Raw genomic sequence first — 20,073 nt, 5'->3', positions numbered from 1 at the left:
GTTCTGTCGAGGCGCGATTTGTGACGACATCCCGCGACATACGCCGTTACAAACCGGATCGCGGAGTGCCGCGCGCTTCTAGCATGGGGCTGCCAGTCCCAGCCAGAAAGGCCAGTGTCATGTCATCGACCACCAAGAAGAGACTCATCCTGAACCTCTTCGAAATGAACTGCGTCAGCCACATCACCCATGGGTTGTGGCGGCTGCCCGAGAACAACCGGCACCGATACACCGACATCCGGTACTGGACGGAGCTCGCGCGGATCACAGAGGACGGCGGTTTCGACGCCATCTTCATCGCAGACGTCATCGGCGCATACGACGTGTTCCGCGGGGGTCCTGCCGATGCCCTTCGTGAGGGGCTGCAGATCCCCAACAACGACCCTCTGCTCGTCGTCCCCGCCATGGCGGCGGTCGCCGACAACGTGGGATTCGGCGTCACGTTCTCCACCAGCTACGAGCCCCCGTTCGCCTTCGCGCGGAGGATGAGCACCCTGGATCACCTCACCGACGGGCGCATCGGCTGGAACATCGTCACCTCTTACCTGCCGAATGCCGCCCGCAACTTCGGGCTCGCCGGAGAGATCCCGCATGACACCCGTTTCGCCATCGCCGAGGAGTACCTCGATGTGCTCTACAAGCTGTGGGAAGGGTCATGGGACGACGACGCGGTGATCCGGGATGCCCGTCGCGGCATCTACTCGGACCCGGACAAGGTGCGCTACATCGACCACGTCGGCGAGCACTTCCAGGTCGCGGGACCCCACCTCTCCGAGCCGTCCAGGCAGCGCACCCCTGTGCTCTTCCAGGCGACCGCGTCCCCGGCAGGAATCCAGCAGGCAGGCAAGCATGCCGAAGCGGTGTTCACCGGCGTTCGCGGCGAATCCGGGATCACCCCGCTGGTCGGTCGCTTCCGTGACGCGGCTCGCGCCAACGGGCGACCGGGCGACTCGCTCAAGGTCATCGTGCAGGCCGCGGTCATCGTCGGCCGCACGGATGCAGAGGTGGCAAGCAAACTCGACGAGTACCGTCGACACGCGAGCACGATCGGACGATACGTCCACGCCAGTCTGCCGTTCGACCCGACGGCGCACCCGGGGGACATCACGGTCGCCGAGGCGCTGCGCCGGGAGGGTGTCGCTGAGACCGCCGTACCCCCTGCCGTGCTCGGCCTGAGCATCGAGGACTTCGCCGCATCGGCGGCGACCGAACTCGAACGGGACTTCTTCGCTGCAGGCACCCCCGGCGCCGTCGCGGACGAGATCGAGCGCTGGCTCGACGAACTCGGCATCGACGGCATCAACCTGCGCCAGTACCACAGCTTCGACACGGTCCGGGATTTCGTCGACCTGGTCGTCCCCGAACTCCGCAGGCGCGGCCGGCTGCGCGAGTCGTACGTTCCGGGCGAGACGCTCAGGGACCGACTCACCGGCGCTGGGGATCGTCTCCCGTCCACCCATCCTGCCGCAGCGTACCGGGGCGGCCATGGTCTCCTCGCTGGGTCGGATGCCGTTCTGGAAGGAGCGCTCCGATGACCTCCATCGCCACCCGAGCCACCGGTGCTCCCGCCGGGATCGCGGCCGCCCGCGCCCGGCTCCGGCCGGTATTCGCCACCATCGCGGCCCGCGCGGCCGAACGGGACAACGAGCGGTCGCTTCCGGAAGAGGAGGTGCGCCTGCTGGCCGAAGCGGGATTCGGTGCCTTACGGCTGCCCGTCGACGCCGGAGGGGCCGGACTCACGATCACCGAGTTCACCGACCTGCTCATCGAGCTGGGCACTGCAGACTCCAACCAGCCTCAGCTGTGGCGGAACCACATCGCCTTCGTCGAAGACCGCGTCTGGCACCGGTCGGCTCCTGGGGCGGACGGCTGGCTCGAACGCATCGCCTCCGGTGACATCGTCGGCGGCGCCTGGTCGGAACGCGCCACCGTGCCTGGAGCGCCGAGCTCCACCCTTTTCGATGAGACCACGCAACCGTCGACCGTCAGCGGGACCAAGTACTACAGCACGGGGAGTATCTACGGGGACTGGATCTCGGTCGCCGCGAAGACCGCTGATGACACCGACGTGTTCGTCATCGTCGATGCCCGCGGCGACGGTGTCGAACTCTTCGATGACTGGGACGGCATCGGCCAGCGCCTGACCGGAAGCGGGACCACGGTCCTCGACCGGGTCGCCGTCGCAGAAGATGGTCTGTTTCGGGCCGGCGAGCGGGCTCCGCACCAGGAGATCATCTACCAGATCGTTCTGCTCGCCTCGCTCGCAGGGGTTGCCGTCTCTGCCAGGGACGAGGGCGCGGCAGCCGTCAGGGCCCGCGTGCGGAACTACCCGCACGGCCTTGCCGCCGCACCACGGGAAGATGCCATCGTCCAGGAGGCGATCGGGGGAGTGGCAGCGGCTGCGGCGGCGGCGAAGTCCGTGGTCCTGCGTGCGGCCTCAGAGCTCGATGACGGTCTCGCAGAACTGGTGCGTGTCGGCGGTGATCGCCCGACACCCGTCCTCCCCACTGCGCCAGGGGTGAAGGCGTCGGCCGGCACTGCCGAGCAGTTGCGTGACGCCGCCGTAGCCACCTGGGAGGCACAGCTGGTGGCGGCAGACGCCGCCCTCCGTGCGTCCACCGAGCTCTACGACGCCCTGGGCTCGTCCGCCGTCGAACGCGGCACCGGCCTCGACCGGCACTGGCGCAACGCGCGCACGCTGGTCTCCCACAACCCGCGAGGGTACAAGGCCAGACTCGTCGGCGACTGGTACCTCAACCAGGCGGACCCGTACCCGTGGGGACGAAAGCACGAGCAGGAGCCGCGCACGGACTGATCGGGAATCCACAGGGAGCCACAGGCACGGAACGCACCGCGCCTGTGGTTTCTCGCGCGCCTGAAATATCCCCTCAACAGGGATTTTTCTGTGACCGATTGTGTCGACACAGACCGCAATACAGCTCGACACGGACCCAGGTGGAAATACAGCATGAGAACCGTCGAGCCGTCACAGCGCGACCCGAACACCGTCGCCGATCCGGCACATCATCGAACTCAGGAGCATCCGTGAAGAAAAGAACCTGGCTCGCCGCAGCCCTCACCGCCGTCACCCTCTTGACCGCCGGCTGCGCTGCGGAGACCGAAGCCGGTTCCGCGGACGGCGGCACACTGACCTACCTCGACGCGGAGATCGCGACGAGCGCCCAGGTTCAGGAATCCGGCACCTGGCAGACGAGGGCACTCCAGCAGAACATCACCGACCGGCTCATCTACCGCAACGCGGAAACCGGGGAACTCGAGCCGTGGATCGCCGAGAGCTGGGAGGCAGGCCAGGACGGTCTCACCTACACCTTCGTGATCCGCGAGGGCGTCACGTACAGTGACGGCACTCCGGTGGACGCCTCGAGCGTGAAGAAGAACCTCGAATGGCAGTCGAGCGGAGACGACGCCAAGGGGACGACTCCCAACGCCCAGTTCCCGGCCGGCCTCACCGCCACGGCTGACGATAAGTCGCGCACCGTCGTCGTCACCCTCCCCACCCCGTACGCGCCGTTCCTCAACGTGCTCACCGGATGGGGTGCCGGCCTCGTCGCCGACGCGACCATCGATGCAAGTAAAGAGGAACAGTCGAAGTTCGTGAACCTCATCGGCAGCGGCCCGTTCGTCGTCGACTCCGAGGTGTACGGCAAGGAGATCGTGCTCACGCGCCGCGACGGATACGCGTGGGCGCCTCCGAGCTCGCCCAACCAGGGCGAAGCGCACCTTGCCCAGGTGACCGTGATCCCCGTTCTCGAGGACAGCGTCCGTCTCGGCACGCTCAAGTCGGGCGAGGGCGACCTCATCCGTTACGTGCAGCCGAGCGAGGAGCAGGCCCTGGCCGACGCCGGCTACCAGGTGGTCGCCGGGACCGGTGTCGGGCTCTCGAACCAGTGGTTCCTCCGCACGGCCGCACCGCTCCTGGATGACATCAACGTTCGTAAGGCACTCCAGCACGTCATCGACCGCGACGCGATCGTCGAGAACCAGTACACCGAGAGCTGGTCGCCCGCGACATCCGTTCTCGCCCCCGGCACCTTCGGCTACGTCGACGAGTCGGCGAAGTTCGACTTCGACCTCGATGAGGCCAACGCACTGCTCGACACGGCCGGATTCACCGAACGCGACTCCGACGGATACCGCACAAAGGGCGGCGAGCGCCTCGTGGTGAAGACGTACATCGACGTGTACGACAACACGGCGAAGAGCCTGTTCCAGGCCATTCAGAACCAGTTCCTGGAAGCCGGCATCGAACTCACCCTCAACGAACTGGACTACTCGACCTACTGGGCGACCGCCTTCGCCGACCCCGAGGTCGCGGCGCTCAGGGTCGGCTGGCCGCACCCGGACCCGTCGAAGGGGCTGAGCGAGTACTACAGCGCTGACGGATCCGACCTGCTGGGCCTTGCCGGTTCGGATGCCACACTGCAGTCCCTGCTGGACGCCCAGAATGCGGCAACGGACGACACGGACCGTCAGGCGCTCCTGGCCGAGATCCAGGACTATCTGATCGACCAGGCGTACGTGATCCCGATACTCAACGACAGCCAGGTCTTCGTGGCAGCGGAACGGGTCAAGGGGTTCGAGCTCACCGACGGGGCCCTCCCCGAGTTCTACAACGTCTCCGTGACCGACTAACGACCTCGCGGATGTTGGTGCGACGCCGGTCGGCGTCGCACCAACACCACACAGATTGGAACTGCCGTGGCAGCCCGAACCTATGTCGCCAGACGAATCGCCCAGGCCGCGCTCGTCGTCGCACTTGTCTACACGATCGTGTTCTTCACCCTCTTCGTGCTCCCGGGCGACCCGATTGAGAACAAGCTGACCAGCCCTCTGAACCCCCTGCCACCGGCATCCGCCGATGCGCTGCTCGCCTATTATCAGCTCGACAGGTCGGCGATCGAACAGTTCGCGATCACCGTGGGACGGCTGTTCACCGGTGACCTCGGCTATTCGCTCGTGAGCGGTCGGCCGGTCAGTGAACTCATCGCACAGGGTGTCTCGGACACCATCGTCCTTGCGGCCATGGCTTTCGTCTTCACCATTGTGCTCTCGCTCGCCATCGCGCTCACAGCGGTCTTCGCACCGTGGGCAGGCGCGAGGCACGCCGCCGCTTCACTCCCGATCATCTCGATTTCGACGCCCAGCTTCCTGATCGGGTTCATCCTGCTGACGATCTTCTCGTTCCAGCTGGGGTGGGTGTCCTCGATCCGTGACCAGGGCCTGGTGTCGTACATCCTGCCCGCCGCGACTCTCGCCATCGCCGTGAACGGGGTGCTCTCCGAAGTGCTCATCCAGGGCCTCCGAAAGGCTCGGTCTGAGCCTTTCGTCACCGTGCTGCGTGCCAAGGGAACGAGTGAGGGCGCCATCGCGATCCGTCACATCCTGAAGAACGGTGCGGTTCCGGCCATCACGGTCCTCGCCCTCGTGGTCGGTGAGCTCCTCGCGGGAGCGGTCGTCGTCGAGACGGTCTTCTCGCGAAGGGGCCTGGGATTCGTCACCTATGAGAGCGTCCGTGACCAGGACACCCCGGTGATCATCATCGTCGTCATTCTCGTGTCGACGGTCTACGTCGTGATCAACCTGATCACCGACCTGCTCTACCCGATCCTGGATCCACGGATCCTCCGTCACGGATCGACGGCGCCGACCAGCCGGACGATCACCAGACAGAAGGTGACCGCAGCATGAGTGCCTCCACTCGCAACGCGCCACGCACGTCGTTCCAGAATGCGGATGCCGGTTCCTGGCGTGCCATCGTCGCCCGGCTCGACCCGACCGACTACGTCGCTCTCGGTGTCGTCGCCCTCGTGGTTCTCGCCCTTGTCGCACCGGGCATCCTCACGCCATACGATCCGCTCGTCGGCGACGATGCGAACATCCTCTCAGCCCCGTCGCTCTCGCACTGGTTCGGCACCGACTACCTCGGCAGGGACCTGCTGTCACGGATCGTCCACGGCACAGGGCGCACCCTCCTCGGCTCAGCCGTTGCCGTGGTGATCGGTCTCGGAGTCGGGACGATCCTGGGACTCATCGCAGCGTACTTCGGCGGCCTCGCCGACTCCGTCATCAGCCGTCTCGTCGACGTGCTGCTGTCGATCCCCGGTCTCCTGCTCTCCATGGTGGTCGTCGTCGCGCTGGGCTTCGGCGCGCTCAACGCGGCGCTCGCCGTCGGAATCGCCTCCATCGCCGCATTCACCCGGATCATGCGCTCCGAAGTCCTGACGGTCAAAGGTCTGCCGTTCGTCGAAGCGAGCCACCATCTGGGCGGGAAGCGACTGTACGTGCTCGCCAGGCACATCTTCCCCAACTCGTACTCGTCCGTGCTCGCCCTCACCGGGCTGCAGTTCGGCATCTCCATCATCTGGATCTCGTCGCTGAGCTTCCTCGGCTACGGTGCTCCGCCCCCGCGGCCCGAGTGGGGACTTCTCGTGTCCGAAGGTCGCGAATACGTCGTCTCATCGCCCTGGCTCGTCGTCATCCCCGGCCTGGTCATCGCCGCAACCGTGCTTTCGATCAGCCGCCTCAGCCGCGTTCTCAAGGAAGGCCACACACCATGACCCTGCTCGCGCCCGAGTTCTCCGCGCCCCTCGTCGTCGACAACCTCTCCATCGGATACCGCAGGCGCAGGCGTGGGCAGGTCGAGAATGTCGTCCACGATGTCTCCTTCGCCGTCCCGCACGGGTCCACCGTCTCTCTCGTCGGTCAGTCGGGATCGGGGAAGAGCACGATCGCCCGCGCCGTCGCCGGACTGCTTCCGCACAACGGCGCCCTCACCGCGGGATCCGTTGCCGTCGTCGGCCGCGACGTCACCAGGTACAGCGCTTCCCAGTGGCGACCGCTTCGGGGGAAGGCCGTCGGTTTCGTGCCGCAGGATCCGCTCAGCTCACTCGACCCCCTCCAGAGGATCGGCGTGCAGATCGCCGGAGCCCTCGCCCAGGCCTCCATCCCGCGCTCAGAGGTCCCGGCCCGCGTCATCAGGTTGCTCGAACACGTCGGCATCCGAGACGCCAAAGCGCGCGCCCGCGCGTTCCCCCACGAACTGTCCGGCGGGCAGCTGCAGCGTGTGCTGATCGCGATCGCCATCGCAGCGGATCCGGCCCTGCTCATCGCCGACGAGCCGACGTCGGCGCTCGACGTGACCGTGCAGAAGCGCATCCTCGACCTCATCGACGGCCTCCGCGAGGAGCTCGAGCTCGGCGTCCTGTTCATCACCCACGACCTCGCGCTCGCGCAGGAACGCAGTGACGAGATCGTCGTGCTCAAGGACGGGGTCGTGCGGGAGCAGGGTCCTGCCGATGTCGTGTTGGTGTCTCCCCAGGACCCGTACACGATCACCCTCCTCTCCGATGCGCCTGCCGCCTCTCCCGATAGATACCGGGACCGTGTGCGCGAGCCGGACGCATCGGCCGCGGAGATCGTCTCGGTCGCGAACGTCACGAAGACGTTCGCGGGGCGGACCAGGGCCGACGCGGCCACGGTCGCCCTCGACGACGTGTCGCTGACTCTCAAGCAGGGGTCGATCCACGCCCTCGTCGGAGAGTCAGGGTCGGGCAAGACGACGCTGGCACGGATCATCGCCGGGCTGACCGGCTTCGACGAGGGTCGCACCATCGTCGACGGCAGAGAACTGCCGTCCCACGAAACCTATGCGAACCCGTTCGCCCGCACGCTCCAGCTCGTGTATCAGAACCCTCTCTCGGCCGTTGATCCGCGCTACAGCGTGCGCCGCATCATCGAAGAGCCGCTCCGCATCCACGGCATCGGCGACGTACGCAGCCGCAGGGCACGGGTCGCTGAAGTCCTCGACCAGGTCGCGCTGCCGTCGACAGTGCTCGGGCGGACCGCTCGGGAGGTCTCGGGCGGACAGCGTCAGCGGGTGGCTCTCGCGCGGACGCTCGTGCTGGCCCCAGACGTCCTCGTGCTCGATGAGCCGACATCCGCTCTCGATGTCACCGTTCAGGCCCAGATCGTCGAACTCCTTCTCGAGCTTCGGGATCGCCACAACCTGAGCTACCTGTTCATCTCGCACGACCTCGGACTCGTCCGGCAAATCGCAGACACCGTCACGGTGCTCAGGCATGGCTCGGTGGTGGAGAGCGGAGGCTCCCAGGAGATCTTCTCGAACCCTCAGGATGCATACACGCGCGAGCTCCTCGACTCGGTGCCACGACTCGAACGGAAGACCGAGGTCGCCGCCTAGGCCTGGTCAGCCCTCGGCACGGGCGAGTTCGGACTTCCACACCCGGAATCCCTCCTCGGTGCGGCCACGACGCCAGTATCCAGAGACGGAGAGCTGGTCGCGCGCCAGCCCGCGGTCCGTACGCAGGTACGGACGCACTCCGTGCATGATCTCCTCGGCCTCACCGTGGGCGAACGCGTGCACGCGGCCGCTGAGCCAGGGCACCGCGCGCACGGCGGCCTCGAGAAGACCATCCGCCGTGCCGCCGTTCCGGTGCACGACAGTGACGGCACCGTCAGCGGGGAGCGCCAGGGTCGGCTCGTGGTCGTCCGACTCGACCAGGAGGACGACCCGGACGACCGCCTCGGGAGGGAGCGACTCGAGGGCGGCGGTGACAGCAGGAATGGCCGACTCGTCGCCGATGAGGAGATGCCAGTCGGCCGTCGGGTCCGGTCGGTACGCTCCGCCCGGGCCGTTCGCCAGCAGGATGTCGCCGACCTGGGCGCCGGCAGCCCACGGCCCCGCGATGCCCTCGTCGCCGTGCACGACGAAGTCGATGTCGATCGTGCCCGCTTCGAGGTCAGGGTGGAGCGCCGTGTAGGTGCGGACATCGGGCAGGTCTTCTGGCGGGAGGGTTGCGCGGAGTGCGCGCACGTCGATGTCATCCGGGTAGTCGACTCCTGCTTTGGGGAAGACGAGTTTGACGTAGCGGTCGGTGAAGCGGCTCTCGGCGAAGGCGGACAGATCCTCGGTCACAAGGTGCAGCCGCCGGAGCGACGGGGTGACCCACGATGCAGCGGCCACGGTGAAACGGGTGGTCGGCATGGACGGTGTCCTTCCGGGCTGGAGTGCGGGCGATTCCGGATGGCCGGAGCACGTCATTCTTTCAGATGGCTCTGGGTGATGCCCGATTACAGACCCAGGAGCAGGCTCGCCGCGATCGCGATCATGACGGCGGCGATCAGGGCGTCGAGGATGCGCCAGGACAGGGGTTTGGAGAAGAGAGGCCGAAGCAGCCGTGAGCCGAAGCCCAGCGCCGTGAACCACGCCACGCTGCCGAGCGCGGCGCCGAGCGCGAACCACCACCGGCCATCCCCATAGGTGGCGCCGATCGACCCGAGGAGCACGACCGTGTCGAGGTACACGTGCGGGTTCAGCCAGGTGAGTGCGAGCGCCGTGAGGATCGCGGTTCGCAGCGACACCGGTGCGCCCGCCGGGTCAGTATCGAGGCTGCCGGGGCGGGCTGCGCGGATCGCGGAGCGGACGCCGTACCAGACGAGGAACGCGGCTCCGGCGATCCGGACGACCGTGAGCAACCAGCCGGCCTGCTCGATGAGCGCTCCGAGCCCCCAGATGCCGAGCGCGATCAGGACGGCGTCCGAGACGGCGCAGATGGCGACGATCCAGGCGACGTGCTCCCGCCGCAAGCCCTGCCGCAGGACGAACGCGTTCTGGGCCCCGATCGCGACGATGAGGGAGAGGCCCAGGCCAAGGCCGGCCAGCAGGGGGGTGAGCATGAGTTCACGCTAAGGCTAGAAAAACCATAAATCCAGCTATAGATTCTTCGTGAGCATTAGAATCGCTAATCATGGATCTTTCCCAGTTGCAGGCCATGGCCGCCGCGGTGGACGGTGGCACGTTCGAGGCGGCCGCTCGGGCGCTGCACGTGACACCCTCGGCGATCAGCCAGCGAATCCGCGCCCTTGAGAACGCCGTGGGGGGTGTGCTCCTTCAGCGCAGCAAGCCGATCGCGCCCACCGCCGTGGGACTCACCTACCTCAGGCTCGCTCGACAGATCGAAACGTTGACGGCCGATGCAGCTGCAGAAACCGCGCACGGTCCGATCGGCAGCCGGCCGAGCGTGTCGCTTGCCATCAACGGGGATTCGCTTGCAACCTGGGTGATGCCCGCGCTCGCCTCGCTCGCCCACGAGGTGACGTTCGACATCCATCGCGAGGATCAGGACCACTCCGCCGAGTTGCTCAGGGACGGCACGGTCATGGCCGCGATCACGACCCAGGCGCGGCCCGTTCAAGGCTGCACGTCAACACCCCTCGGCGTCATGCATTACCGGCCGATGGCATCCCCCGCCTTCATCTCCCGGTGGTTCCCGGACGGTGTGGATGCCCGCTCTCTCGCCGAGGCGCCCGTTGTCGTCTTCGATCACAAGGACGACATCCAGCACCGCTACCTTCGGGCGTTCTCGCGTACCCCGTTGATGCCTCCGCAGCATTTCGTCCCGGTCTCGGCCGACTTCGCCGAGGCCGTGCGGCTCGGCTTCGGCTGGGCCATGCTCCCAGACCAGCAGTCCGAGGACCTCATCTCGACGGGCGAGCTGGTCGAGCTCGCAGCGGGCGACACGGTCGACGTGGCGCTCTACTGGCAACAGTGGGCGTTGCGGATGGGCGCCCTCGACCGTGTCGCGGCAGTGCTGGGCGATGCGGCAGGTCAGCAGTTGACCCCGCTGCCCCGCAGCAACGCGTCCGTCAGGCGATGACCTGCTCCGTGGATGACGAGTACCGTGCACCACGAGCGGCAACACCCTCGGTACGCTGAACAGCATGCGCGACGACGATGAAGTGGACCTGCTGGTCGACGCCTGGGCCGACCGCATCCCCGGCGTGGACTTCACGCCCCTGGATGTCATGTCGCGCCTGCGCCGTGTCGCGCTCCGGCTCAACGAACTCCGGGCGTCCGCCTTCCGTGGTGCCGAGCTCAGCAGCTGGGAGTTCGACGTCCTCGCCGCGCTCCGTCGTGCAGAGCCGCCGCACGAAATGAGCCCGATGGAGCTGTCGCGGGCGACCATGATCGGCACTGCGGCGATGACGAACCGGCTGGAGAACCTGGCGGCCCGCGACCTCATCGCCCGCAAGCCGAATCCGAACGACGGACGAAGCAACCTTGCACGGTTGACTCCTGCCGGGCTCGCGCGCGTGGACGCGGCCATGGTCGCCCTGGTCATGCTCGAGGCCGAGGAACTCGAGGTGCTGACCGCCCAGCAGCGTTCGCAGCTCGCGGATCTGCTCAGGCGCCTCGGAGGGTCTCAGCGGTAGAACGTCGGGCAGGTCGGGTCACAAACCCATGTTCTCCCAGGACGCTCCCTTATTGATGTCGTCCTGCACGGCGAAGAGCGCTTCCGCGCTCTCCGGGTCCACCGGTGCCGGTTCCTGTGGGCCCCTCCATTCGGAGATTCGCCGGCAGACGACGACGGTGACCCAGGCGGCGAGTCCGAGGGTGACGAGAGTGAACCAGTCCATGGCTTCTCCTTTTCGAAAATTCTAGATCTGTTGCGGCAACCGGAACAGGGGTGAATGTGGCCCTGTCGGGTGGCGGACGGGGCCAGGAATGTGCTCGAATGCAGCCATCGCCGCGCTGGGCCCGGCGGCAATCCTGATCGGCTCAGGTGAGGAGAGCGATGTACTACGGACACGAGCTGCACTTCGGCACGTTCATCACGCCGGGCAACAATCCGCCGGAGGTCGCCGTGGACCTCGGCATCCTCAGCGAGCAACTCGGCTTCGATCTCGTCACCTACCAGGACCATCCGTACCAACCGCGCTTTCTCGACACCTGGACGCTGCTGAGCTGGGTGGCTGCTCGGACCGAGCGCATCCACCTCGCACCGAACGTACTCAACCTGCCGTTGCGTCAGCCGGCGGTCGCCGCACGTGCGGCCGCCAGCCTCGATCTCCTTTCGCACGGCCGGTTCGACCTCGGCCTCGGCGCCGGCGCATTCTGGGATGCCATCGAGGCGATGGGCGGGCGCCGGCTGACGCCCGGCCAGGCGGTTGACGCCCTCGAAGAAGCGATCGACATCATCCGGGCGATCTGGGACGTCTCGGAACGCACGGTGCTCCGTACCGATGGCGAGTTCTACCGGCTCGACGGCGCCAAGAGGGGCCCGGTTCCCGCCCACGACATCCCGATCTGGCTGGGGGCATACAAACCGCGGATGCTGCGCCTCACCGGGCGGAAGGCCGACGGCTGGCTCCCGTCCCTCGGCACCATGACCCCGGGGGAGTTCGCGTCGGCGAACGCGATCATCGATGACGCGGCTCTCGAAGCGGGGCGCGACCCGCGCAGCATCCGTCGGCTCGCCAATGTTGGTGGCCGGTTCACGGCTGACGTCGGCGGCTTTCTCGTCGGACCCGGCGAGAAGTGGGTGGACGACCTCCTTCCCTATGTTCTCGAGCACGGGGTCGGTACCGTCATCCTGGCCACGGACGACCCCGAGGTGCTTCGCCGCTTCGCCGGTGAGGTCGCCCCGGCTGTGCGGGAGGCTGTCGCGCTCGAGCGTGCCGAGGAGTGACGAAAATCGTGAAGTAAGGTAACAATGTAGTATGGTATCGGTATGGCATCGACCGCACCGAACCCGCTTGACCTTCTCCTCGAGATCGGGGAACTGTTCCGCAACGACATGGCGCGTGCCTTCGACGGGACCGCACTGACAACGGCCAGGACGCACCTGCTCTGGGTGCTCGCAGGCCTCGGGCCGTCGACCCAGCAGTCACTCGCCGATGCGATGCAGGTCAGCGCCCGGAACATCACCGGACTCGTCGACGCTCTCGAGGATGCCGGATTCGTGGCGCGCACGCCCCATCCCACCGACCGGCGGGCCACCATCGTCTCGCTCACCCAGACCGGTGAGACAACGATGAGCGACATGGCTCGTGAACACGCTGACCTCTCCAGCGAGCTACTGGACGCGGTCTCCCCGGGCGACCGCGACGCCTTCGTGCGCGGGCTCGACGCGATCGCAGTCCGTCTGCGCGCCCTGATCCAGGCCCAGGCCCAGGCCGATGCCGATACCGCGAAGGCGGGCGTGCGATGAGCACCGAAACGGACACGACTACCAGACGATCGCCATGGGGCCGGGTCGTGTACATCGCCCGTCGTGCCTGGACCATGGAAATCGGGATCTGGCAGAGCCTCTACCGTTTCATCTTCCGGCGCCCGCGAGTGCCGAAGGGGGCGGTCGGCTTCAGCTACCACCAGCAGGTCTGGACGATCCTGATGATCTTCATCGGCCTCTCCGCCTTCGAGATCCCGATCCTCGACCTCATCGTCCACCGCTGGCCCGCCGTCAGGATCGCCTTCCTCGCCCTGGGCATCTGGGGCCTCACCTGGATGATCGGCCTGGCTCTCGGCTTCATCACCCGGCCACACGCCGTCGGGCCGGAGGGCATCCGTGTCCGTAGCGGAGCCGAGACAGACATCCCGCTGCCGTGGGACGACGTGGAATCGGTCAGTCTTGCCAGGCAGACAGACGAAGCGAAGGCGCCGAGGATCACCGTGGACGACGGCAGGCGCACACTGTGGATGCGGATGCAGAACGAGACGAACATCGAGGTCGCGTTGGAGCGCACCGTCCCGGTCCGGTTGCCGTCCGGTCCGGAGACCGTCGACGTGGTGCGGTTCTGGGTCGACGATCCGAAGGGCTTCCTGGCCGAGGTCCGCAAACACATTTGAGTGCGGTTCAGGGTCGGGATGCCTCCCGCGACCGGGCGCGGTCAGCCGAGGTCGATCGTCCAGACGGCGTCAGTCGTGTCGGTCATCGTGTGAGAGGAGACCGCGATGACCGACGGGCCCGCGACAAGCGCGTTGGTGGCATCCGTCGGTTTTCCGCCATCGAAGATCGCAAGGTTCTGCGCGTCGGCGGTGTGCTGTATGACGCTCATGTTCGCGGTCTCACTCGAGATCGGTCGCGCAGTTCCGTCATAGAGGTAGACGTCCCACCCGCTGCCCGTCGCGGGCAGCTGGTCGACGAGATCCGCGATGGGATTGAAGGTGATGGTCCAGGGTCCACCCGTGGACCAGACCCTCATGTAATCGACGGTGGCAGGACCGTTCAAACCGAAGACGCCGCTGTTGCCCGCCTTGCTCGAGTACGCGGGTGACGAACCGGTCGCCTCACCGTCGTCATCCATGGGCTGGACGGATGCGCCGATTCCGGTCACCGTGTACCAGCCGGAACGGATGCCGTCGGGGAGCCTGACGTTCTCGTCGCCTGCCCCGGACACCGAGGCAGGTTCGAAGTCGCCGAAGTTGTCGATCGCCCAGTCGTGCGAATCAGACTCTTCTTCGACGACGGCGGCGACGGTCGGCTCTGAAGAAGTGGTCGGCTTCGAGGTCGACTGCGGATCCGGTTGTGCGCTCCCGTCTTGCGGGGCGCACCCCGTGAGTGCGGCGGCGAGAAGAAGCGTGGCGACGGCAACGGCGAACTTCATGGTTTGGCCCCCTGGGCATCGGTGCGGTCGGGGGCGCGAACCGCCACCGAGTCGTGATCCGCTCGCCCGGACTATGGCGCTCGTTCCTCGAACTCTAGTCATCTGCGAGGTCAGCAAGGTCCCTCGATCCATACCGATCCGGTAACGAGATTTTTGCAGGTTAACCGGGGGTTTCATGACGGATGTGACGAGGTGCCTCTTCGCGAGTGCTGTCGTGCTCGGTACGCTGTCACCACACACCGTGACAGAACCGTTGTCGAGCGTTCGCTCGCTGGAGGAAGGCACTGCCGATGGATGTTTCGCCGCTGGTCTGGACCCTGACCGTCGTCTTCATCGTGGGGCTGCTGGCCTTCGACTTCTTCTTCCACGTGCGCAAGGCGCACGTTCCGACTCTCAAGGAAGCGGCCATCTGGTCGTCGATCTACATCGGCATCGCCGTGCTCTTCGGACTGGGCATCCTGCTCTTCGGGGGCCCAGGTCCCGGCTCCGAGTATTTCGCCGGGTACATCACCGAGAAGGCACTCTCGGTCGACAACCTCTTCGTCTTCCTCATCATCATGTCGAGCTTCCGCGTGCCCCGCGAAGATCAACAGAAGGTGCTGCTCTTCGGCATCGTCTTCTCGCTGATCGCCCGCACCGGTTTCATCTTCCTCGGCGCAGCGCTGATCAACATGTTCGCGTGGGTGTTCTACTTCTTCGGCCTCATCCTGTTGCTCACGGCCGGGAACATGCTCAGGCCGAAGAAGGACGAGGCGGATGAGGCGGACAACGTCATCATCCGACTGGCCAGGAAGTTCCTGCCGACGTCCCAGCACTATGACGGCGACAAGCTGTTCACCATTGAGAACGGCAAGCGCGTTCTCACCCCGATGCTCCTCGTCATGGTCGCCATCGGCGGCACAGACATCCTCTTCGCCCTCGACTCCATCCCGGCGATTTTCGGGCTCACGCAGGATGTCTTCATCGTGTTCACGGCCACAGCCTTCTCGCTGCTCGGCCTGCGCCAGCTCTTCTTCCTCATCGACGGACTGCTCGACCGCCTCGTGTATCTCTCCTACGGACTCGCGGCCATCCTCGCCTTCATCGGAGTCAAGCTCATACTCCATGCGCTTCACGAGAACAACCTCCCGTTCATCAACGGCGGCGAGCCCGTCCCCGTCGTCGAGATCAGCACCGGCCTGTCGCTCACGGTCATCCTCGGAGTGCTCATCGTCACCGTGATCGCCTCGATGGTGAGCCCGAAGGGGAAGGCGCATTCCGCGATCTCCGGTGCCCGCCGCCACGCGACGGAATACGTCGATCTCGAGTACACGGCCGACCAGGCCGAGCGCAACCGGATCTTCGCCAGGCTCGAAGCCGAGGAAGACGCGATCCGCAAGCTTCAGCCCAAGTACCGGCAGTGGGTCAGGGACGAGGAGGAGCTCATGGCCCTGCTGCAGCGGGCGCACGCGGAGCACGACGCATCCCTCTCGAAGTAGCCCACAGCAGTACCCCCCTGTTGCACCGGCGCCCCGCTGGCGGAGAATGTCCGCATGGGCAGCCACAGCGCGGGCGCATCGCCGGGTGCACCCGATCCCCCCGATCCATCCCTCTCTGTTCGCGCGCAGCTGCTGGCGACAGAGCACTGGGGCCTGCTCGCTGCACGCGGCACGGCGCAGAGTGAGGTGCTCTCGCGGATCGCCATCCTCCTCACCCTCGTCTCCGCCGGTCTGGTCAGCCTGGCCCTCGTCGGCCAGGCGACCGACTTCTCGGATGCCTTCATCGCGTTCGCGATCGGCGTGCTGGCCTTCATCGCCATCGTCGGAGTGCTCACCCAGATCCGCGTGACCAACATCGGCATGGAGGACCTCATGTACGTCGTCGCCATGAACCGCCTCAGGGGCGCGTACGTCGAACTCGACCCGGCCGTCGAACGGATCCTCCTGGCCTCGCCGCATGACGACATGGCCGGGGTGCAGCAGACCTACTATTTCTTCAGCCCGAAGCGGAACCTCAGCCAGTTCTTCGGCAGCACGATGATGTTCATCCTCGTCATCAACGCGGCGTTGCTCGGACTCCTGGCCGCAGCGGTCGCCATGGTGTTCACCGCGTCGACGCTGATCGCCGTCATCGTCGGACTCGCGGTCGGCGCCACCTTCTTCGGCCTGAACTTCTGGATGGGAAACCGGCAGTTCAGGGCGGCGCTCGCCGGCTACACGCCGGAGTACCCGACGCCGGTGTGACCGGAAGCGGGTGCCGGTCCACCGCAGTGGCGACCCGGCACCCGCTGTCTGCGGTCAGAGGGTGGCGGGAACCAGTACTCGATCGATTGTGTGAATGATGCCGTTGCTCGCCCTGATGTTGAGCCCACGCAGCACCAGCCGCGGGTCACGGAGTTGTGTGTTCTCGTCGCGAAGCGTGGTGAGCCGAACCTTCACGATTCCTCCGTTCGCCATGGTCAGCGATCGTGAGAAGAGAACCTTGACCGCACCGAGAGACCGGTCGGGCACCACATGGTAGAGCAGCACGTTGCTGATCTGATCCAGCGTGAGCGCCGAGGTGATCGTCGTCAGCGCGGCCGCTTCGCTGGCCGGCGCCGCGCCCGTGAGGTCCGTGACGAGCCTCATGAACGCACGGTCGTTCGGGGCGAACACGGTGAACCGGCGGGACGTGTCGGCGAGGACCGGAGCCAGCCCGGTGGCAACGACTGCCTGCACGAGGAGGTCGTAGTCGTACGGGTTGCTGTCGGGTGTTCCGCCGCCTGACGCGGCGACCGCGACATCGACGATCGAACCGACGGGCGCTGGAGTCGAGCCGTGGGCGGTCGCTGGTGTGACCGGCCCCACGAGGATCAACGCTGCGGCCGCAGCGGTGATGGCGAGGAACGTGTTCTTCTTTTTCATGTTCGGCACTCCTTTGTCATGGCATATGCATGCCTTCGAATGGGTGCCTCCCGCGAGGGAGTCTACGACGAAAGTTCTCACTGGCGCCATCCCCGGATTTTTTCGGGAAAGTGCATCCAAACAGGACCTGACGGCGGAAGTGACTGTGAGAGCGCGGATGCGTCCGCCGGGTCCTGGTTGGGTGCCTCCGTCCTGGGCCCCGTCGGCGCATCCCGCCCTCGAATGACGCCAGTGCGAGATCCGCCAGGGGTCGGGGTAAGGCGACGATCCGATGAATGGTCGAGAGTATGCTTGACGGCGCTGCTCCGCAGATGACGCCGATGCGACGCCCGTCGCCCCGGAGGTCTGCCCCGCTGCCCCTGATCGAGAGGTCGCACAGTGACGTGACGGATCACGACGATGCGGACATCGCCGCGCGATTCAGCGCGGGTGATGAAAAGGCGATCGCGGACGCCTACGCGCGCTGGTCAGGTGTCGTGTTTTCCCTTGCCCGACGAACGCTCGGGGTCGAAGCGGACGCCGAGGACGTCACGCAGCAGGTGTTCATCTCTGCCTGGCGAGGGCGTGGAACGTTCGACGCAGCGAAGGGACCATTCGGTGCCTGGCTGGTCGGGATCACACGACGGCGGATAGCAGACACGCTCGAGGCGCGCACCCGGGTGCGTCGGATAGAGGAGAGTTGGGCCGAGGCATTCGCCGATGATGTCCAGCCCGACGTCGCAGCCGTGGCCGAACGGTTGATGATGGTCGATGAGCTAGACCGTCTCGACCCCGAGCCCCGGAGGGTCATGGCGCTCAAGTTCTACGGCGATCTGACCCAGGCGGAGATCGCCGACTCGACGGGCATCCCGCTGGGAACGGTCAAGAGTCACATCCGGCGAAGCCTCGTGAGGCTGCGACGACGATTGGAGGAGGTCGATGATGCATCTCGATGACGAGGATCTCGTCCTTTTCTCCCTCGGCGAGGCAACTCCTGATGCCGCTGCGCGCGAGCATCTCCTCACCTGTTCCCGATGCGAGGCTGAGCTGGTCGCTTTGACCAAGGTGGCGGGGATCGGGCGCACGCTTCGCGACGTGGAGCTGGACAACGCGCCTTCTTCCGTGTGGGAGGGCATCCACTCCGAACTCGGACTATCACCTGAACTCGGCGACGTGCCTCAGGACCGTGAGCGGCCGCCCGTGGACGGGCAGACTCGTCCTGAGCATTCCGGCAGATCGATGAAGCGTGCCGGGCGCGCGCGCCGCCCGGTGAGGCGGCGGGTGCTTACGGGGCTCATCGCCGCAGCGGCGCTCGTGATCGGGCTTCTCGCTGGGACTGCGGGAACATTGCTGCTCTTGCGCCCAGACGAACCGCGTCTCCTTGCCGAGGCCGAGCTCGAACCCTTCCCCGATTGGCCGGCCTCCGGTTCGGCCCGGGTCGAAGAAGACGCGTCAGGGGAGCGGCGCATCGTCGTCGACATGTCCGCCCCGAGCGGCGGTTTGCGGGAGGTGTGGTTGCTGGATCCGGAGACGTCTGGACTGATCAGCCTCGGCTTGCTCAGCGGTGAAACCGGCACGTTCCTCATCCCGGCCGACATCGACCTTGTGCGTTATTCGGTGATCGACGTCTCCGAGGAACCTGACGACGGCGATCCCGCCCACTCCGGCGACTCGATCGTACGCGGCGATCTGCGTAGCACCTGAGCGTGCCGGATTCGCGGTGACGGGGGCAGATGGAGACAACGCTGCTGACGTAGGCTCGTGCCCAACTCACCCGCCAACGGAAGGAACCCCAGGATGTCACGGATCATCGTCATCGGAGCGACAGGTCACGTCGGGGGATACCTCGTTCCCCGGCTCGTCCGGGCAGGCCACGACGTGGTCGCTGTGAGTCGAGGTCGGCGTGCGCCGTACCGCGAGGATTCCGCGTGGGCACGGGTGACGCGGGTGGAACTCGACCGTGAAGCCGGCGACGCCGACGGGTCGTTCGCCGGCGCGATCGCCGACCTCGGAGCAGACGTCGTCATCGACATGATGTGCTTCACCGAGGACTCGGCACGGCAGCTCGTCGACGCGCTCCGCGGCCGGGTGGACCAGCTCGTGAGTGCCGGGACGATCTGGGTTCACGGCCCGGCGGTCGCTGTGCCGGTGACCGAAGCGGATGAGCGACGACCGTTCGGGGAGTACGGCGTCGGCAAAGCCGCGATCGAAAGGCTCCTCGCCGCCGAGGCGGAGCGGCCGGGCGGACTCCGTTCCACCGTCCTGCACCCCGGCCACATCAGCGGACCGGGCTGGCCGATGGTCAACGCCGCAGGCAATTTCGACCTCGGCGTCTGGGAGACGCTGGCCGCGGGTTCGCCACTGACGCTGCCCAACCTCGGACTGGAGACCGTACACCACGTGCACGCCGACGACGTCGCCCAGTGCTTCCAGCTGGCGGTCGAGCGACCAGACGTCGCCGCCGGGAAGAGCTATCACGTCGTCTCCGAACGTGCGATGACCCTGCGCGGGATCGCTGAGACGGCCGCCGCCTGGTTCGGTCAGGAGGCCGACCTCGACTACCTGCCACTCGACCAGTTCCTCGCCGGTCTTCCGGCCGAGCACGCAGAGGCCTCGTACGAGCACATCAGCAGGAGCCCGTCGATGAGCATCGCTGCCGCGGTCTCCGACCTCGGCTATGCGCCGCGCTACACCTCAGCCGCTGCGATCGCCGATGGCCTCGAATGGCTCATCGCTGATGGTCAGATCGACACAGGAGGCAGGTCTCTCCGGGCTGTGTGAGGCC

The 20,073-nt window shown here is 66.5% G+C and carries 20 protein-coding genes and 1 pseudogene; 16 read left to right on the top strand and 5 right to left on the bottom strand.

Going from position 1 to position 20,073, the window contains the following annotated elements; genetic code table 11:
* Window positions 1-119: 119 nt before the first annotated feature.
* From AC1M0F_RS10750 to AC1M0F_RS10725, 6 genes are all read left to right on the top strand, one after another.
* Window positions 120-1,535 (top strand): NtaA/DmoA family FMN-dependent monooxygenase, encoded by a 1,416-nt coding sequence (locus AC1M0F_RS10750; protein WP_480238215.1) that lies wholly within the window; start codon window positions 120-122, stop codon window positions 1,533-1,535.
* Entirely contained in the window at window positions 1,532-2,815 is a 1,284-nt protein-coding gene (locus tag AC1M0F_RS10745; RefSeq protein ID WP_480238214.1) for an acyl-CoA dehydrogenase family protein, read from the top strand. Before AC1M0F_RS10750 ends, AC1M0F_RS10745 begins: the two co-directional genes overlap by 4 nt.
* 230 nt (window positions 2,816-3,045) lie before the next feature.
* Window positions 3,046-4,653: an ABC transporter substrate-binding protein gene (locus AC1M0F_RS10740; protein WP_480238213.1), complete on the top strand. Its 1,608-nt coding sequence runs from the start codon at window positions 3,046-3,048 to the stop codon at window positions 4,651-4,653.
* Between the two features lie 66 nt (window positions 4,654-4,719).
* On the top strand, window positions 4,720-5,709 hold the full coding sequence (locus AC1M0F_RS10735) for an ABC transporter permease (RefSeq protein WP_480238212.1): 990 nt from the start codon (window positions 4,720-4,722) through the stop codon (window positions 5,707-5,709).
* Window positions 5,706-6,578 (top strand): ABC transporter permease, encoded by an 873-nt coding sequence (locus AC1M0F_RS10730; RefSeq protein WP_480238211.1) that lies wholly within the window; start codon window positions 5,706-5,708, stop codon window positions 6,576-6,578. The genes AC1M0F_RS10735 and AC1M0F_RS10730 overlap by 4 nt, the downstream gene beginning before the upstream one ends.
* Window positions 6,575-8,221 (top strand): dipeptide ABC transporter ATP-binding protein, encoded by a 1,647-nt coding sequence (locus AC1M0F_RS10725; RefSeq protein ID WP_480238210.1) that lies wholly within the window; start codon window positions 6,575-6,577, stop codon window positions 8,219-8,221. Before AC1M0F_RS10730 ends, AC1M0F_RS10725 begins: the two co-directional genes overlap by 4 nt.
* Window positions 8,222-8,227: 6 nt before the next feature.
* Here the strand turns inward: AC1M0F_RS10725 and AC1M0F_RS10720 are convergent, their stop codons facing one another.
* Both AC1M0F_RS10720 and AC1M0F_RS10715 read right to left on the bottom strand, forming a co-directional pair.
* Window positions 8,228-9,025, bottom strand: coding sequence for a siderophore-interacting protein (locus AC1M0F_RS10720; RefSeq protein WP_480238209.1), 798 nt, complete (start codon window positions 9,023-9,025; stop codon window positions 8,228-8,230).
* Window positions 9,026-9,111: 86 nt separating this feature from the next.
* The gene (locus AC1M0F_RS10715; RefSeq protein ID WP_480238208.1) at window positions 9,112-9,717 is read right to left on the bottom strand and encodes a LysE/ArgO family amino acid transporter; all 606 of its coding nucleotides are present in this window, start codon (window positions 9,715-9,717) and stop codon (window positions 9,112-9,114) included.
* A 71-nt stretch (window positions 9,718-9,788) separates the two neighbouring features.
* Between AC1M0F_RS10715 and AC1M0F_RS10710 the strand changes: the two genes are divergently transcribed.
* Both AC1M0F_RS10710 and AC1M0F_RS10705 read left to right on the top strand, forming a co-directional pair.
* Window positions 9,789-10,697: a LysR family transcriptional regulator ArgP gene (locus AC1M0F_RS10710; protein ID WP_480238207.1), complete on the top strand. Its 909-nt coding sequence runs from the start codon at window positions 9,789-9,791 to the stop codon at window positions 10,695-10,697.
* Between the two features lie 64 nt (window positions 10,698-10,761).
* Window positions 10,762-11,253, top strand: a complete 492-nt coding sequence (locus AC1M0F_RS10705; RefSeq protein WP_480238206.1) for a MarR family winged helix-turn-helix transcriptional regulator — start codon at window positions 10,762-10,764, stop codon at window positions 11,251-11,253.
* 18 nt (window positions 11,254-11,271) lie between these two features.
* Here the strand turns inward: AC1M0F_RS10705 and AC1M0F_RS10700 are convergent, their stop codons facing one another.
* Window positions 11,272-11,457 carry a hypothetical protein gene (locus AC1M0F_RS10700; protein WP_480238205.1) on the bottom strand — a complete coding sequence of 62 codons (186 nt, stop codon included), beginning with the start codon at window positions 11,455-11,457 and terminating at the stop codon, window positions 11,272-11,274.
* Window positions 11,458-11,615: 158 nt separating this feature from the next.
* Between AC1M0F_RS10700 and AC1M0F_RS10695 the strand changes: the two are divergent.
* The 3 genes and pseudogenes from AC1M0F_RS10695 to AC1M0F_RS10685 form a co-directional block, all read left to right on the top strand.
* A pseudogene (locus tag AC1M0F_RS10695) lies at window positions 11,616-12,500 on the top strand (LLM class flavin-dependent oxidoreductase); the annotation flags it as partial.
* 51 nt (window positions 12,501-12,551) lie between these two features.
* Window positions 12,552-13,031 (top strand): MarR family winged helix-turn-helix transcriptional regulator, encoded by a 480-nt coding sequence (locus tag AC1M0F_RS10690; RefSeq protein ID WP_480238204.1) that lies wholly within the window; start codon window positions 12,552-12,554, stop codon window positions 13,029-13,031.
* Window positions 13,028-13,669, top strand: coding sequence for a hypothetical protein (locus AC1M0F_RS10685; RefSeq protein ID WP_480238203.1), 642 nt, complete (start codon window positions 13,028-13,030; stop codon window positions 13,667-13,669). Before AC1M0F_RS10690 ends, AC1M0F_RS10685 begins: the two co-directional genes overlap by 4 nt.
* Window positions 13,670-13,710: 41 nt before the next feature.
* Here AC1M0F_RS10685 and AC1M0F_RS10680 read toward each other — a convergent pair whose 3' ends face one another.
* Entirely contained in the window at window positions 13,711-14,427 is a 717-nt protein-coding gene (locus tag AC1M0F_RS10680) for a hypothetical protein (protein WP_480238202.1), read from the bottom strand.
* A gap of 290 nt (window positions 14,428-14,717) precedes the next feature.
* Between AC1M0F_RS10680 and AC1M0F_RS10675 the strand changes: the two genes are divergently transcribed.
* The gene (locus AC1M0F_RS10675) at window positions 14,718-15,905 is read left to right on the top strand and encodes a TerC family protein (RefSeq protein ID WP_480238201.1); all 1,188 of its coding nucleotides are present in this window, start codon (window positions 14,718-14,720) and stop codon (window positions 15,903-15,905) included.
* A gap of 54 nt (window positions 15,906-15,959) precedes the next feature.
* Window positions 15,960-16,649, top strand: coding sequence for a hypothetical protein (locus AC1M0F_RS10670; RefSeq protein ID WP_480238200.1), 690 nt, complete (start codon window positions 15,960-15,962; stop codon window positions 16,647-16,649).
* 54 nt (window positions 16,650-16,703) lie between these two features.
* Here the strand turns inward: AC1M0F_RS10670 and AC1M0F_RS10665 are convergent, their stop codons facing one another.
* Window positions 16,704-17,309, bottom strand: coding sequence for a fasciclin domain-containing protein (locus AC1M0F_RS10665; protein WP_480238199.1), 606 nt, complete (start codon window positions 17,307-17,309; stop codon window positions 16,704-16,706).
* Window positions 17,310-17,692: 383 nt separating this feature from the next.
* On the opposite strand from AC1M0F_RS10665, the gene AC1M0F_RS10660 reads away from it, so the two are divergent.
* The 3 genes from AC1M0F_RS10660 to AC1M0F_RS10650 all read left to right on the top strand — a co-directional run bounded on the left by AC1M0F_RS10660 (window position 17,693) and on the right by AC1M0F_RS10650 (window position 20,069).
* On the top strand, window positions 17,693-18,244 hold the full coding sequence (locus AC1M0F_RS10660; protein WP_480238198.1) for an RNA polymerase sigma factor: 552 nt from the start codon (window positions 17,693-17,695) through the stop codon (window positions 18,242-18,244).
* Window positions 18,228-18,992 carry an anti-sigma factor domain-containing protein gene (locus tag AC1M0F_RS10655; RefSeq protein ID WP_480238197.1) on the top strand — a complete coding sequence of 255 codons (765 nt, stop codon included), beginning with the start codon at window positions 18,228-18,230 and terminating at the stop codon, window positions 18,990-18,992. Before AC1M0F_RS10660 ends, AC1M0F_RS10655 begins: the two co-directional genes overlap by 17 nt.
* 93 nt (window positions 18,993-19,085) lie before the next feature.
* On the top strand, window positions 19,086-20,069 hold the full coding sequence (locus tag AC1M0F_RS10650; protein WP_480238196.1) for an NAD-dependent epimerase/dehydratase family protein: 984 nt from the start codon (window positions 19,086-19,088) through the stop codon (window positions 20,067-20,069).
* Window positions 20,070-20,073 lie beyond the last annotated feature (4 nt).

The organism is Mycetocola sp. Y719 (genome assembly GCF_056713205.1).
The sequence above is the reverse complement of the archived record's forward strand: the minus strand, read 5'-3'. Positions and strand labels throughout refer to the sequence as shown.